Source organism: Kitasatospora sp. NPDC028055, from assembly GCF_040637885.1.
In the GTDB taxonomy this organism is placed as follows: Bacteria; Actinomycetota; Actinomycetes; order Streptomycetales; family Streptomycetaceae; genus Kitasatospora.
Genome location: NZ_JBEZXE010000003.1, coordinates 268,310 through 281,376, shown reverse-complemented (window position 1 = coordinate 281,376; position 13,067 = coordinate 268,310). Strand labels below are relative to the sequence as shown.

Here is a 13,067-nt window from a genome sequence, read left to right as displayed (position 1 = left end):
ACGGGGGCCAGGCTTGGGAAGGGGTGGTGGGTGTGGGACGGGCACGCGTGACAGCGCGAGTGATCGTTCACCCCGGTGTGGAGGACGTCAACGTCCAGCAGGTGTTGGAGGCCCTCGCCGACCCGGCGAGGCGCAAAGTGGTGCACACCCTGGCCCACTCGGGCGCTGACCTGAGCTGTGGATCCTTCGACCTCCCCGTCGGACGCTCCACCTCCAGCCACCACTTCTCCGTCCTGCGCGCAGCGGGCGTCCTGCGCCAGTACTACGTCGGCACCACGAAGATGAACACCCTCCGCACCGAGGAACTCGAACAACGCTTCCCCGGCCTCCTGACCGCCGTCATCGCCGCCGCCGACACCGAGGCCCACAACGCCCCTTGACGCCCCCCGGCCCCCGGCCCGGGCGGCTCGGTTGCCGGGGCGGGGGCCGGGACCAGGGGCGGGGCGCCTCGCCGGATATCCCCTTTTTCACGTGCGCAATTGGCGATGCACAGAATGACGGAACAGCGGAATGGCGGAATTCCTGACACACCGCACAGCCCGGCAGCCGTGAATTCAGCCACCGGGCCATATCTTCACCGGACAAGTCAAGACTTACCTTCGAAGAGCTCCGGCCGTATGGTATGGGCCGAATCGAAGGAGCTCACCGTTGCCGAAGCCGTCGAATACGATGAATGACCCCGCCACGCTCGCAGTTGACGCGGAGCGGGATTATGTGTCCTCCCTGTACGAGTTCCTCACCGAGCGCCTTTCCGAAGCGCGGGCGCAGCGGGCGAGCGTGCTGAATACCCCGGCGGACAACGCCGGCGAGGCATACGAAAGGGAAATCGCCGCCGAGCGGCTGGCCAAGGAGATCGGCAGGCTGGAGAGCGCCGAAAGGGGGTTGGTCTTCGGGCGCATCGACTGGGCGGACGGCACGGCCCTGCGCATCGGGCGGATCGGCTTGCACACCGACGAGGACGACCTGCCCCTGCTCGTGGACTGGCGCGCGAGCGCGGCGCGGCCCTTCTACGAGGCGACGCCGGTCCACCCGATGGGCCTGCGGCGGCGCCGGCACCTGCGCCTGGACGAGCGCACGGTCGTCTCGGTGAGCGACGAACTGCTGGACGGGAGCGCCCCGACCGACGAGGACGTCGTGGGCGACGGCCCGTTGACGGAGGCCCTGTCGGCACGGCGGACTGGCCGGATGCACGCGGCCGTCGCGACGCTGCAGGCCGAGCAGGACGAGATCGTCCGTTCCGCACACCGTGGGGTGACGGTGGTGCAGGGCGGGCCCGGCACCGGAAAGACGGTGGTCGCCCTGCACCGGGCGGCCTACGTCCTGTACGCGTTCCCGCGGGCCGCGGAGGAGGGTGTCCTGGTGGTGGGCCCGAACACCCGGTTCCTCGACTACATCTCCCAGGTCCTTCCCTCCCTCGGGGAGAACGACGTCGTCCTGGCGACCTGCCGGGAGCTGGCCGGGGTGTCCACGGACGCGGTGGAGCCGTTCGACACGGCGCGTCTCAAGGGCGGCACCGACCTCGCCGACGCCCTGGCCGGCCTGCTGCGCGCCCACCAGGCCCCCGCCGGTGACTTCACGGTGCGGGTCGGGCGGGACGTGGTCCGCCTGTCCGCGGCGGAGGTCGCCACGGCCCGCGACGCCGCCGTCGCGGCCGTACCGGGGCACAACCCCGCGCGCCGGGTGTTCACGGAACTCCTGGTCGACGCCGTCACCGACGCGATGCAACGGGACATGGGTGACCTCCTGGAGCGGATCGACGCCGACACCGCCGCGATGACGGGCCTGGACCTCGACAAGTTCACGGGAGCCGGCCGAGACCGTACCGAGGGTGCGGCCGCCCCGGGCCCGGCCCACGAGCTGGACCTGGACGCCGTCCGGGCCGATCTCCTCTACGACGCCGGTGTCGACCGGGCGGTCGAGGCGCTGTGGCCGCGGCTGGCGCCCGGTGACCTCGTGAACGCGCTGCTGACGGACGCCGACGCCCTCGCCGAGCACCTGCCCCACCTGACCGTGCGGGAGCGGTCCCTCCTGCTGCGCGCCCCGGACGCCCCGTGGACCGATGCCGATGTGCCGTTGCTGGACGAGGCGGCGAGCCTGGTCGACGGCCCGCCCGAGCGGACGTACGGGCACGTCGTCGTCGACGAGGCTCAGGAACTGACCGCCCTGCAGTGGCGGATGATCGTCCGCCGGTGCCCGGGACGGGCGATGACGCTGGTGGGCGACTTCGCCCAGGCGGGCCCGGTCGCGACGGCGCGGGACTGGAAGGAGGCCCTGGGCCCCCACGTCGGACCGCGGTTCAAGCTGCACGAGCTGACCGTCAGTTACCGCACCACCCAGGAGATCCTGGAGAGCGTCCGGGGCCTGCTGGCCCGGATCGCCCCGGACCAGCAGCCCACCCGGTCACTGCGGAGCGGTGAGGCCCCGCGCACCGTGACCGCGCCGCCGGACGGGCTGGTCAGCGCCGTCGTCCAGGAGCTCCACGCCCAGAGCGCCGCGAACCCGGGCGAATTCCTGGGGGTGGTCTGCGCCGACACCAGGGTGGGCGAGCTGACGGCCGGGGGCGTCGCCGACCACGCACGGATCGTGCCCGCGTCCGAGGCACGCGGCCTGGAGTTCGACGGGGTCGTCGTCCTGCACCCCGAGGAGATCGTCGCGGCCCGCCCCGGCGGGGAGCGGGACCTGTACGTGGCCCTGACCCGGGCCACCAAGCGGCTCTGCACGATCACCGTCCGGCCCGGGTGATCACCCCGCTCGTCGAGGGATACCCGTACGGGACCGGCCGCCCGTACGGGGCCGTCGGCGGAGCCTCCGCGGCCGGTGGCGGCCGCGAAGGCTCCGGGGTCACTGCTACTGCGGGGTCACGTAGGCGCCGGAGATGCCGCCGTCGACGAGGAAGGTGTTGGCGGTCATGAACGAGGAGTCGTCGGAGGCGAGGAAGGCCACCGCCGCGGCGATCTCCTCGGGCTCGGCGAAGCGGCCCAGCGGGATGTGGACCAGCCGGCGGGCGGCCCGCTCCGGGTCCTTGGCGAAGAGCTCCTGGAGCAGCGGGGTGTTCACCGGCCCCGGGCAGAGGGCGTTGACGCGGATGCCCTCGCGGGCGAACTGCACGCCCAGCTCGCGCGACATGGCCAGCACGCCGCCCTTGGAGGCGCTGTAGGAGATCTGCGAGGTGGCCGCGCCCATCACGGCGACGAACGAGGCCGTGTTGATGATCGAGCCCTTGCCCTGGCGCTGCATGTGCGGGATCGCGTACTTGCAGCACAGGTAGACGCTGGTGAGGTTGACCTCCTGGACGCGCTTCCAGGCCTCCAGGCCGGTGGTGAGGATGGAGTCGTCGTCCGGCGGGGAGATGCCCGCGTTGTTGAAGGTGATGTCGAGGCGGCCGTACTCGTCGACGGCCCGCTGGAAGAGGTCGCGCACCGCGGTCTCGTCGGTGACGTCGGCCTGGATGAACAGGCCGCCGACCTCGTTCGCGGCCTTGGCCCCGGTCTCGGGGTCGAGGTCGACGCAGACCACCTTCGCGCCCTCGGCGGCGAAGCGGCGGGCGGTCGCCAGGCCGATGCCGCTGCCGGCGCCGGTGATGACGGCCACGCGGCCGTCGAGTCGCTGGGTCATGGTGATCATTCCTCCGTGGAGATGAAGACGTTCTTGGTCTGGGTGAAGGCGTCGAGGGCGTCCGGGCCGAGCTCGCGGCCGAGGCCGGACTGCTTGAAGCCGCCGAACGGCGTGGTGTAGCGCACCGAGGAGTGGGAGTTGACGGAGAGGTTCCCGGCCTCGACGCCGCGCGAGACGCGCAGCGCGCGGCCGAGGTCCCTGGTCCAGATGGAGCCGGACAGGCCGTACTCGGTGGCGTTGGCGATCCGCAGGGCGTCCTCCTCGTCCCGGAACGGGACGACGGCGACGACCGGGCCGAAGATCTCCTCGGTGAAGGCGCGGTCGTCGTGCCGCACGGGCGCGAGGACGGTCGGCGGGTACCAGAAGCCGGGCCCGTCCGGGGCGTTGCCGCGGAAGGCGACGGCCGAGGCGTCCGGGACGTACGAGGAGACCCGCTCGCGGTGGGCGGCCGAGATCAGCGGGCCCATCTCGGTCTTCTCGTCGGCCGGGTCGCCGACCCGCACGCCGCGCACGGCCGGCTCCAGGAGCGCCATGAAGTCGTCGAAGGCGGCGGCCTCGACGAGGATCCGGGAGCGGGCGCAGCAGTCCTGGCCGGCGTTGTCGAAGACGGCGTAGGGCGCGGTCGCGGCGGCCTTGGCGAGGTCGGCGTCGGCGAAGACGATGTTGGCGCTCTTGCCGCCGAGTTCGAGGGTGACGGGCTTCACCTGGGCGGCGCAGCCCGCCATGATCTCCTTGCCGACCCTGGTCGAGCCGGTGAAGACCACCTTGCGCACGTCGGGGTGGGTGACGAAGCGCCCGCCGACGACCGGGCCGCGGCCGGGCAGGACCTGGAGCACGCCCTCGGGGATCCCGGCCGCCAGGGCGAGTTCGGCCAGTCGCAGCGCGGTGAGCGGGGTGAGCTCGGCCGGTTTGACGATGACGGTGTTGCCGGCGGCGAGCGCCGGGGCGAGGGCCCAGGCGGCGATCGGCATCGGGAAGTTCCAGGGCACGATGACCCCGACGACGCCGATCGGCTCCTGGAAGGTGACGTCGATGCCGCCGGCGACGGGGATCTGCCGGCCGAACAGCCGCTCGGGGGCGGCCGCGTAGTACTCGATGACGTCCCGCGCGTTGCCCGCCTCCCAGCGGGCGTTGCCGATGGTGTGGCCGGCGTTGGCGACCTCCAGGGCGGCGAGGTGCTCGCGGTCGGCGTCGACGGCGGCGGCGAAGGCGCGCAGCAGCCGGGCGCGGTCGGCGGGGGCCACCCGGCGCCAGGTGTCGAAGGCGGCGCGGGCGCGGGCGACGGCGGCGTCGGTCTCGGCCAGGCCGGCCAGTTCGACGGTGGTGATCACCTCCTCGGTGGCGGGGTTGACGACCTCGAAGAGGTCCGGTTCGGTCATCGGGGGCTCTCCCTCTGGGCTGACGGTAGTGGCTGGCGGTCTAGCTTGCGGTCCGGCTCGCGTTGATCAACGCGTGGAACAGGCGCAGGTCATCCGGATCGGTCTCCGGGTGCCACTGGACGCCCAGGGCGAAGCGGTGGCCGGTCAGTTCGAGCCCCTCGACCGTCCCGTCGGCACTGTGCGCGGTGGCCCGGAGGCCGGAGCCGATCCGGTCGACGGCCTGGTGGTGGTAGCAGGCGACCTCGGTGGCGGGCCCCAGCACGGCGGCGAGCCGGCTGCCGTCGACGACGTCGACCCGGTGGCGGACGAAGCGGGCGGGGACGATCTGGTGGCTGTCGTCGGGCAGGTGCTGGACGAGGGTGCCGCCGAGTTCGACGTTGAGCAGCTGCATGCCGCGGCAGACCCCGAGCACCGGCAGGTCCCGGGCGAGGGCGGCGCGGAGCAGCCGGCTCTCCCAGTCGTCGCGGGCCCGGTGGGGCGGGCCGGTGCGCGGGTGGGGGGCCGCCGCGTAGCGAGCCGGGTCGACGTCCGATCCGCCGGCCAGCACGAGCCCGTCGAGGGCGTCGAGCAGGTGGTCGGCCCCGCCGGGCTGGGGCGGCAGCAGCACGGGGGTGCCGCCCGCGCGGACGACGGAGTCGACGTACGTCTGGGGCACGAGCGAGGCACGCTGGTTCCAGACGGACCAGGCGGCGTCCTCCTGGTAGCTGCTGATGCCGATCAGGGGCGGTCGGCGGTCCTCGTGGGTCACAGCCGCTCGAATCCGCGGCGCCGCTCCCAGTCGGTCACCGCCCTTTCGTAGGAGGCCAGTTCGGTGCGTCCGGCGTGGGTGTAGTGCCGGACGACGTCCTTGCCGAAGGCCTCGGTGGCGACGGCGCTGCGCTCGAAGGCGTCGACCGCGTCGCGCAGGGTGGCGGGCACCCGGGGCGCGTCGGAGGCGTAGGCGTTGCCGGTGAACTCCGGCTGGAGTTCCAGCTGTTGCTCGACGCCGTGCAGTCCGGCGGCGATCAGGGCGGCCACCGCGAGGTACGGGTTGACGTCCCCGCCGGGGACGCGGTTCTCGAAGCGCAGCGACTGCCCGTGGCCGACGACGCGCAGGGCGCAGGTGCGGTTGTCGCGGCCCCAGGCGATGGCGGTGGGCGCGAAGCTGCCGGGGACGTAGCGCTTGTAGGAGTTGACGGTGGGGGCGAACAGCAGGGCGAAGTCGGCGAGACACGCGAGCTGGCCGGCGAGGAAGTGCTCCATGGTGCGGGAGAAGCCGTGCGGGCGGTCCCCGGCGAACACCGGGGCGCCCTGCTCGTCGCGCAGGCTCAGGTGGATGTGGCAGGAGTTGCCCTCGCGTTCGTCGTACTTCGCCATGAACGTGAGGCTGCAGCCCTCCTGGGCGGCGATCTCCTTGGCGCCGGTCTTGTAGACGGCGTGGTTGTCGCAGGTGGTGAGGGCGTCGGCGTACTTGAAGGCGATCTCGTGCTGGCCGAGGTTGCACTCGCCCTTGGCGGACTCGACGGTGAGGCCGGCGCCGGCCATGCCGTTGCGCAGCCGGCGCAGCAGGGGCTCGATGCGCCCGGTGCCGAGGATGGAGTAGTCGACGTTGTACTGGTTGGCCGGGGTGAGCCGGGTGTAGTCCTTGTCCCAGGCCTGTTCGTAGCTGTCCCGGAAGACGATGAACTCCAGCTCGGTGGCAGCCTGGGCCTGCCAGCCGTAGCCGGCCAGGCGGTCGAGCTGGCGCTGGAGGACCTGGCGCGGGGAGACGGCGACCGGGGTGCCGTCGTGCTGGACGACGTCGCACTGGACCATGGCGGTGGCCGGGTGCCAGGGGACGGACCGCAGGGTCGCGAGGTCGGGGCGCAGCGTCAGGTCGCCGTAGCCGTTCTCCCAGGAGGAGACCTCGTAGCCGTCGACGGTGTTCATGTCGACGTCGACGGCCAGCAGGTAGCCGCAGCCCTCGGCGGCGCCGGTCACGACGTCGTCGAGGAAGTACTGGGCGGCGACGCGCTTGCCCTGGAGGCGGCCCTGCATGTCGGTCATGGCGAGCACGACGGTGTCGACGGACCCGTCGGCGACGCGGGTGCGCAGCTCGTCGAGGGTGAGTCGGGGGGTGGTCATCGGGTCTCCTGTTCGGTGTCCCGGGTGTCGGGGGCGGGCGGTGCTTCGTGGGCTTGCGGGGTGCCGAGGTCGGTCGGCGTGGCGCCGACGTGCGGCCCGGTGAACCAGTGCCGGGCCGAGGCCAACCACCAGATGCCCGCGAAGCCGACCACGACGGCCACCGCGACCGGGGTGTAGTTGAAGCTGTCGACGGTGATCGGGCTGGCGGTGGGCAGCATGAACAGGACGGTGATCACCGCCGTCCAGACGACCGCCACGACGCCGATCGGCCGGCTCCAGCGGCCCAGGTGCCAGGGGCCGCGCGGGAAGTCCTCGCCCTGGCGCAGCCGCAGGTACACCGGGATGACGTAGGAGAGGTAGAGGCCGATCACGGAGATCGAGGTCACGGCCGTGTAGGCGGTGTTGTTCCAGAGCGCGGGCAGTCCGAGCAGCAGGGCGCCGCCGGTGGCCAGCCAGACCGCGTTGGTCGGGGTCTGGGTGCGCGGGGAGATGCGGTGCCAGAGCCGGGAGCCGGGCAGTGCGCCGTCGCGGGAGAAGGCGTAGATCATGCGGGAGTTGGCGGTGACGGAGGCCATGCCGCAGAAGAACTGGGCGCCGATCACGATGAGCAGCAGGAACTGGGCGCCGCCGGAGCCGATCGCGTCGATGAAGATCTGCGCGGGCGGGACCTGGGTGTCGCTGTTGAGCGCCCCGTCGTAGTCGCGGATCGCGAAGGTGATGCCGAGCAGCAGGATCCAGCCGGCCACCAGCGAGACGGTGATGGCGTTGACGATGCCGCGCGGGCCGGAGCGGGCGGCGTCCTGGGTCTCCTCGGTCATGTGCGCGGAGGCGTCGTAGCCGGTGAGGGTGTACTGGGCCATCAGCAGGCCGAGCATCGCGACGTAGAACTGGCTGTGGAAGCCGGTCTGGTTGACGAACTCGGTGAACACGAAGGAGGCGGAGGCGTGCCGCTCGGGGAGCAGCGCGAGCGCGCCGACGATGATCGCGACGCCGATCAGGTGCCACCACACGGAGACGCTGTTGAGGACGGCGACCAGCCGCACCCCGAAGGTGTTGAGCAGGCCGTGCACCACCAGGATGACCGCGAAGATCTCCATGGTGTGCGCGGGGGTGGCCGCGACGCCGAAGCGCAGGTCGAGGAAGGCGTTGGTGAAGAAGGCGGCGCCGTAGTCGACGCTGGCGGTCACCGCGACCTGGCCGAGGAAGTTGAACCAGCCGGTGAACCAGCTCCAGGCCGGGCCGTGGCTCCGGCTGCGGGTCAGCTTGGCGGACCAGTAGTAGAGCCCGCCGGCCGTCGGGTAGCTGGAGCAGATCTCGGCCATCGCGAGGCCGACGCAGAGCGTCAGCAGGCCGACCACCGGCCAGCCCCAGATGATCAGGGCCGGGCCGCCGGTCTTCATCCCCGTCCCGTAGAGGGTCAGGCAGCCGGACAGGATCGAGACGATGGAGAAGGAGACGGCGAAGTTGGAGAAGCCCGACATCGAGCGGGCCAGCTCCTGGGTGTAGCCCAGCTCGCGGAGGCGTTGTTCGTCGGCGGAAACGGGGGATGAGTCGAGCGGAAACACGGCGGCGGCAGGGTGGTCGGGCGAGCGTGCGTCGGTCATGGGCACCCCTGGGGGTTGAGGGTGTGCCGGGGTGCGCGCGGCCACGACGGCGTGGCACACCCGCCCCGGCGGCTTCGACGGTCGGACGGCTCTTCAATGGTCTAAAGTCAGACCATTGGGTGGGTGAGCAGCATCGTTCCGGCTGGACGGTGGCCACGTCAAGGGCGGGACGGGAACGAGTGCGGGAGATCCGATCGCAGGTACGATTCCCGCGTGGACGTGGATGTGACACGTGAGCAGGCACGGCTCGACTGGGAGGCCGGGGCCATCCTGCGCCCGGTCCGGACCGGCAACGCCTTCGAGGAGACCGTCGAACGGCTGCTCCAGGCGATCAAGCTCGGCGTGTTCCGCCCCGGCGACCGGCTGCCCGCCGAACGCGACCTCGCCGCCCGGCTCGGCGTCAGCCGCGAAACCCTGCGCGAGGCGCTCCGCACGCTCCAGCAGGCCGACTGCGTCGAACCCCGCAGAGGCCGCTACGGCGGCACCTTCGTCACCTACCGGATGCCCGAACCGGACGTCGCCGACCTGCGCCGCGCCGCCCGCGACCTCGGCGGCGCACTGGAGGACGCGCTGACCTACCGGCAGGTCCTGGAGGTCGGCGCCGCCGAGGCCGCCGCCCGGCGCCCCCTCTCCCCCGAACAGCGCGCCCACCTGGAGGACCGGCTCACCGAACTGGACGCGGCCCCGGCGGAGCAGTACCGCCAGCTGGACTCCCGCTTCCACCTCGCCATCGGCGAACTCACCGGCTCCCCCGCCCTCGCCGCCGCCATCGCCGAGGCCAGGATGCGCCTCAACGACCTGCTGAACGCGATCCCCATGCTGGACCGCAACATCGAGCACGCCGCCGAACAGCACCGGGCCATGGTCCGCGCGATCCTCGCCGGCGACGGCGACGCCGCCCGCCGCGCCACCGAGGAACACCTCGCCGCAACGGCCTCCCTGCTCCGCGCCTTCCTCGCCTGACCTCTCCCGGTCGAGCCGAGGGTCCGTTCTGCGTCGCCGCCGACCCCGAGCACGCCCCAGGTCAGGTACGACGGACTCCCCCTGGCCGGCAACGCCGGGTCCGACCGGCGACTGATGCCGTCGCCGGGCGCCCGGCCGGTCGGCTCACACGGTCAGGGCCACCACGCTGCCGGCGCCGCACATCGCGGAGAGCGCGGAGAGGACGAAGCGGGCGACCGTCCAGCGGCGGCTCCGCGGCCCCGGCCAGGCACCCAGCGCGAGCACCAGTTGAGCCCAGCCGAGCACGAGGGCCGCCTGCTGGTGGGCGTCCCGGCTGCCCTGGTCGCATCCGCTGTGCAGGGCGCAGTAGCTGAACAGGGAGTAGCCGATCATCGCCACCTGCGAGACCGTCCAGCAGAGCGGGACCAGGAGGGTGGCGGCCGTCGGGTAGCGCCACCACCTCGGGTCCCGGGCGTCCAGGTTGTTCGTCACTGTGTTCATGTGTGCCATTACGACGCAACGAGCGGGCACCCGGCTTGAGTACCGGTACTCAAGCCCGCCCGTGCCCTACTCACGGACTGCCGCGTGGAAGTACGGGGCCGTGCCGTCGCCGACACGGTCGGCGGCCTGTTCGGGCCCTGCAGTTCAGGACCCGCAGTTCAGGCCCCGCAGTTCAGGTCCTTCGCGGGCAGCCGGCCCGTGGTCAGGTACCGGGTGACGCTGTCGTCCGCACAGGACGGGCCGGCCACCACGACACCGTGACCCTCGCCGCCGACCACCGTGACCATCCGTGCGCCGTGCAGTGCCCGCCGCATGCCCTGGGCCATCGCCAGGGTCGCCTGCGGGTCCCACTGGTTCTGCACGATCAGCGCGTTGACGTCGTTGTCCACCACGGTCGCCTGCTCGGTGGCCGCCGACTTCCAGAACGCGCAGGGCACGATGCCTGCTCCCAGGTCGCCGGCCAACGGGTACTCGGCCCGGTCCCGGATCGCGTCCCGGCGGTACCGCTCGGGGTCGCGCGGCCAGTTCCGGGTGTCGCCGCAGAAGACGGCCCACGCGACGGCGGGGATGTTGTCCGCCGGAACCGCCGCTCCGAACGCCCCCGACGGCGCCGTGTTCGGCCGGTTCGGTGCCGACTCGCCCGCTGCCGCGGCTCCCGGCTCCGCCGGCCCGGCAGGTGCCGGCGCCCCGCCGTCGGCGGCGGCCTTCAACGCGACGATCCAGGGGGTCACCGTCTCCACCCGGACGAACGCGGCGTACCCGGAGCGGATGGCGTCCCCGTCGAGTGCCCCGCCCGTCGTGGGGACGGGCGTCCGGTCGGCGTGGGCGATCAGGTCCCAGAACGTCTTCCGGACCTCGCCCGGGGTCCTGCCCAGCCCGTACGTGGAGCTGCGGGCGGCGGCCCACTCGGTCCAGCGGGTGAAGGCGAGTTCGGCCCCTGCCGACCACCCCCGGAGCGAGCCCCGCCACGCGAGCGCGGGATCGAGCGCGCTGTCGAGGACGAACCGGTCCGAGCGCCGGGGGAACATCTGGGTGTAGACCGCGCCCAGGTAGGTGCCGTACGAGTGCCCGAAGTAGGAGATCCGCCGCTCCCCCAGCGCCGCCCGGACGACATCCATGTCCCGCGCCGTGTTGCGGGTGGTGATGTGCGGCAGGACATCTCCCGCCTTGGCCCAGCACTTGTCGGCCACCGTGCGGGCCCGGGCCACGTCCCTGGCGAACGTCGCCGCCGCGTAGGGGTGTTGGAAGGTCTGCTCGTCCGCCGTCAGGTCGCAGCCGATCGGCGAGCTCTGCCCGACTCCGCGCGGGTCGAACCCGATCAGGTCGAACCGCTCCCTCACCCCGGCCGGCAACAGCGGCTGCATCTCCACGGGCATGGTCAGCCCCGGACCGCCCGGGCCCCCGGGATTGATCAGCAGCACGCCGTGCCGCTCCTTCGCGTTGCTCGCCTTGATCCGCGATATCGCGAGGTCGATCCGCCTGCCCCCGGGGTCGCCGTAGTCCAGCGGCACCTTGACCTTCGCGCACTCGAACTCCTCCGGGCGCTGCGCGTCGCAGCGCTCCCAACGGAGGCCCTGCCGCTCGTACTGCTGGAGCGGATCTGCCGCCGCGAACGCCGTCGCGGGAGTCAGCGCCGCCAGAACGGAGGCTGCAACACCCGCCGTCAGTACGGGAATCGTTCGTATGCCTTGCAGAGCCATGGCAGTTCCTCCGTGCGGAGTCGGTGTCCGGGATCACCTCCAGTCTTCGGTCCGCCGCACCCTCATCTCGTACGGCGCGGGGAGGGGCCCATGATCCAACCTGCGGCGTACACCGACACGCCGCGCCTACTGCTGGCGTCTCACTTCCCGTCAACCGCCCATCAGGGTGGACCCCGATCCGGTGACCGCCGTCCTTCCCACTCCCACGCCCAACACCCGACCACACGAAGGCCGTTGCCCGAGGACCGTCCCCGAACAGGTCCCGAACCGCTGCCGGACGGACCCGGGCCAGGTGAACCGCCCCTCAGCGGAGTCCGTTCACTTGCCGTGGCGGAGGTTGTGGGGCAGCTGCGGCCTCATCCGCCTCGAAGCTGGAACGGGACTGCCCCCTCGAGAGGCCGTCTCGGGGGGTCGGGGTCGCCGCCGGTCCCGGCGGGCCGAGTGCCCTGCCCCGACAGGTGTCAGATCCGATCATTAGGATTCCGCCCATGACCAGTGATCCCGGATTCACCTGCTCGTGCTGCGGCGCGCAGCACGCAGAACTGCCGATGAACTACTCGGCAGCGGCCCCCTCCGTCTGGGACCCGAGCTTCGACGGGGCCCCGGACTGCCTGCTCTCGTCGGATCAGTGCGTCATCAAAGCGCAGCACCACTTCGTCAAGGGTTTGGTCGAGATACCGGTCATCGGCAGCAGCGACGTGTTCTCCTGGGGTGTCTGGGTCTCCCTGAGCCGCGAGAACTTCTCCCGCGCCGCAGACCTCTGGGACACACCAGGGCGTGAATCCGAGAGGCCGTACTTCGGCTGGCTGACCACCGAGCTTCCCGTCTACTCGCCCAGCACCGTCAACCTGAAGACCCGCCTCCACACCAGGCCCGTCGGTCGGCGCCCCCTCATCGAGCTCGAGCCCACCGACCATCCCCTTGCCGTCGAGCAGAGGACCGGAATCACCTTGGCTCGCGTGCGCGAGATCGCCCAGGCCGTGCTGCACCCGGCCGACAACAACTCCTGACCCCGACAGCCGACGGACAGCCCATCGAGCAGCTCCCGGAGCTGGACGAGCGCGAGCACTTCGCCTGCATCGGCCAACGCCCCCTGCTGGTCAGCTGCGACTCCTTCCACCGGCTGACCGCTTTCCTGACCGGCTACGACGAGCACGCCACCCGTCAGGGCGGCCCCGGCGCTCCGGCACCCGCGAGGACCTGGCCGCCGCCTGCCCGCCCGG

Annotated in this window: 11 protein-coding genes; 4 read left to right on the top strand and 7 right to left on the bottom strand. The window is 72.1% G+C overall.

What is annotated here, in order from left to right; all coding sequences use genetic code 11:
• The first annotated feature begins 47 nt into the window (after positions 1-47).
• The gene (locus AB0F71_RS07275; RefSeq protein ID WP_360229460.1) at positions 48-380 is read left to right on the top strand and encodes a transcriptional regulator; all 333 of its coding nucleotides are present in this window, start codon (positions 48-50) and stop codon (positions 378-380) included.
• 334 nt (positions 381-714) lie between these two features.
• Positions 715-2,742 (top strand): AAA family ATPase, encoded by a 2,028-nt coding sequence (locus tag AB0F71_RS07270; protein ID WP_360229458.1) that lies wholly within the window; start codon positions 715-717, stop codon positions 2,740-2,742.
• A gap of 105 nt (positions 2,743-2,847) precedes the next feature.
• Here AB0F71_RS07270 and AB0F71_RS07265 read toward each other — a convergent pair whose 3' ends face one another.
• The 5 genes from AB0F71_RS07265 to AB0F71_RS07245 are packed head-to-tail and all read right to left on the bottom strand — an operon-like array spanning position 2,848 to position 8,578.
• Positions 2,848-3,615: a 3-oxoacyl-ACP reductase gene (locus AB0F71_RS07265; RefSeq protein WP_360229456.1), complete on the bottom strand. Its 768-nt coding sequence runs from the start codon at positions 3,613-3,615 to the stop codon at positions 2,848-2,850.
• A gap of 5 nt (positions 3,616-3,620) precedes the next feature.
• Entirely contained in the window at positions 3,621-4,994 is a 1,374-nt protein-coding gene (locus AB0F71_RS07260; protein WP_360229454.1) for an aldehyde dehydrogenase family protein, read from the bottom strand.
• Positions 4,995-5,034: 40 nt separating this feature from the next.
• Positions 5,035-5,742, bottom strand: a complete 708-nt coding sequence (locus tag AB0F71_RS07255) for a gamma-glutamyl-gamma-aminobutyrate hydrolase family protein (protein ID WP_360229452.1) — start codon at positions 5,740-5,742, stop codon at positions 5,035-5,037.
• Complete coding sequence (locus tag AB0F71_RS07250) at positions 5,739-7,097, bottom strand: glutamine synthetase family protein (RefSeq protein ID WP_360229450.1); 1,359 nt, start codon at positions 7,095-7,097, stop codon at positions 5,739-5,741. Before AB0F71_RS07250 ends, AB0F71_RS07255 begins: the two co-directional genes overlap by 4 nt.
• Positions 7,094-8,578 carry an amino acid permease gene (locus tag AB0F71_RS07245; RefSeq protein WP_360229518.1) on the bottom strand — a complete coding sequence of 495 codons (1,485 nt, stop codon included), beginning with the start codon at positions 8,576-8,578 and terminating at the stop codon, positions 7,094-7,096. The genes AB0F71_RS07250 and AB0F71_RS07245 overlap by 4 nt, the downstream gene beginning before the upstream one ends.
• 336 nt (positions 8,579-8,914) lie before the next feature.
• Between AB0F71_RS07245 and AB0F71_RS07240 the strand changes: the two genes are divergently transcribed.
• Entirely contained in the window at positions 8,915-9,664 is a 750-nt protein-coding gene (locus AB0F71_RS07240) for an FCD domain-containing protein (protein WP_360229448.1), read from the top strand.
• Between the two features lie 144 nt (positions 9,665-9,808).
• Here the strand turns inward: AB0F71_RS07240 and AB0F71_RS07235 are convergent, their stop codons facing one another.
• Positions 9,809-10,144 (bottom strand): hypothetical protein, encoded by a 336-nt coding sequence (locus AB0F71_RS07235; RefSeq protein WP_360229446.1) that lies wholly within the window; start codon positions 10,142-10,144, stop codon positions 9,809-9,811.
• Between the two features lie 158 nt (positions 10,145-10,302).
• The gene (locus tag AB0F71_RS07230; RefSeq protein WP_360229444.1) at positions 10,303-11,844 is read right to left on the bottom strand and encodes an alpha/beta hydrolase; all 1,542 of its coding nucleotides are present in this window, start codon (positions 11,842-11,844) and stop codon (positions 10,303-10,305) included.
• A gap of 548 nt (positions 11,845-12,392) precedes the next feature.
• On the opposite strand from AB0F71_RS07230, the gene AB0F71_RS07225 reads away from it, so the two are divergent.
• On the top strand, positions 12,393-12,854 hold the full coding sequence (locus AB0F71_RS07225; RefSeq protein WP_360229516.1) for a DUF2199 domain-containing protein: 462 nt from the start codon (positions 12,393-12,395) through the stop codon (positions 12,852-12,854).
• Positions 12,855-13,067 lie beyond the last annotated feature (213 nt).

What these genes read in the sequence shown, in the direction of transcription:
- AB0F71_RS07235 (WP_360229446.1), bottom strand. Translation starts at nt 10,144, where the DNA reads ATGAACACAGTGACGAACAACCTGGACGCCCGGGACCCGAGGTGGTGG.
- AB0F71_RS07245 (WP_360229518.1), bottom strand. Translation starts at nt 8,578, where the DNA reads ATGTCGGGCTTCTCCAACTTCGCCGTCTCCTTCTCCATCGTCTCGATC.
- AB0F71_RS07230 (WP_360229444.1), bottom strand. Translation starts at nt 11,844, where the DNA reads ATGGCTCTGCAAGGCATACGAACGATTCCCGTACTGACGGCGGGTGTT.
- AB0F71_RS07225 (WP_360229516.1), top strand. Translation starts at nt 12,393, where the DNA reads ATGAACTACTCGGCAGCGGCCCCCTCCGTCTGGGACCCGAGCTTCGAC.
- AB0F71_RS07250 (WP_360229450.1), bottom strand. Translation starts at nt 7,097, where the DNA reads ATGACCACCCCCCGACTCACCCTCGACGAGCTGCGCACCCGCGTCGCC.
- AB0F71_RS07265 (WP_360229456.1), bottom strand. Translation starts at nt 3,615, where the DNA reads ATGACCCAGCGACTCGACGGCCGCGTGGCCGTCATCACCGGCGCCGGC.
- AB0F71_RS07260 (WP_360229454.1), bottom strand. Translation starts at nt 4,994, where the DNA reads ATGACCGAACCGGACCTCTTCGAGGTCGTCAACCCCGCCACCGAGGAG.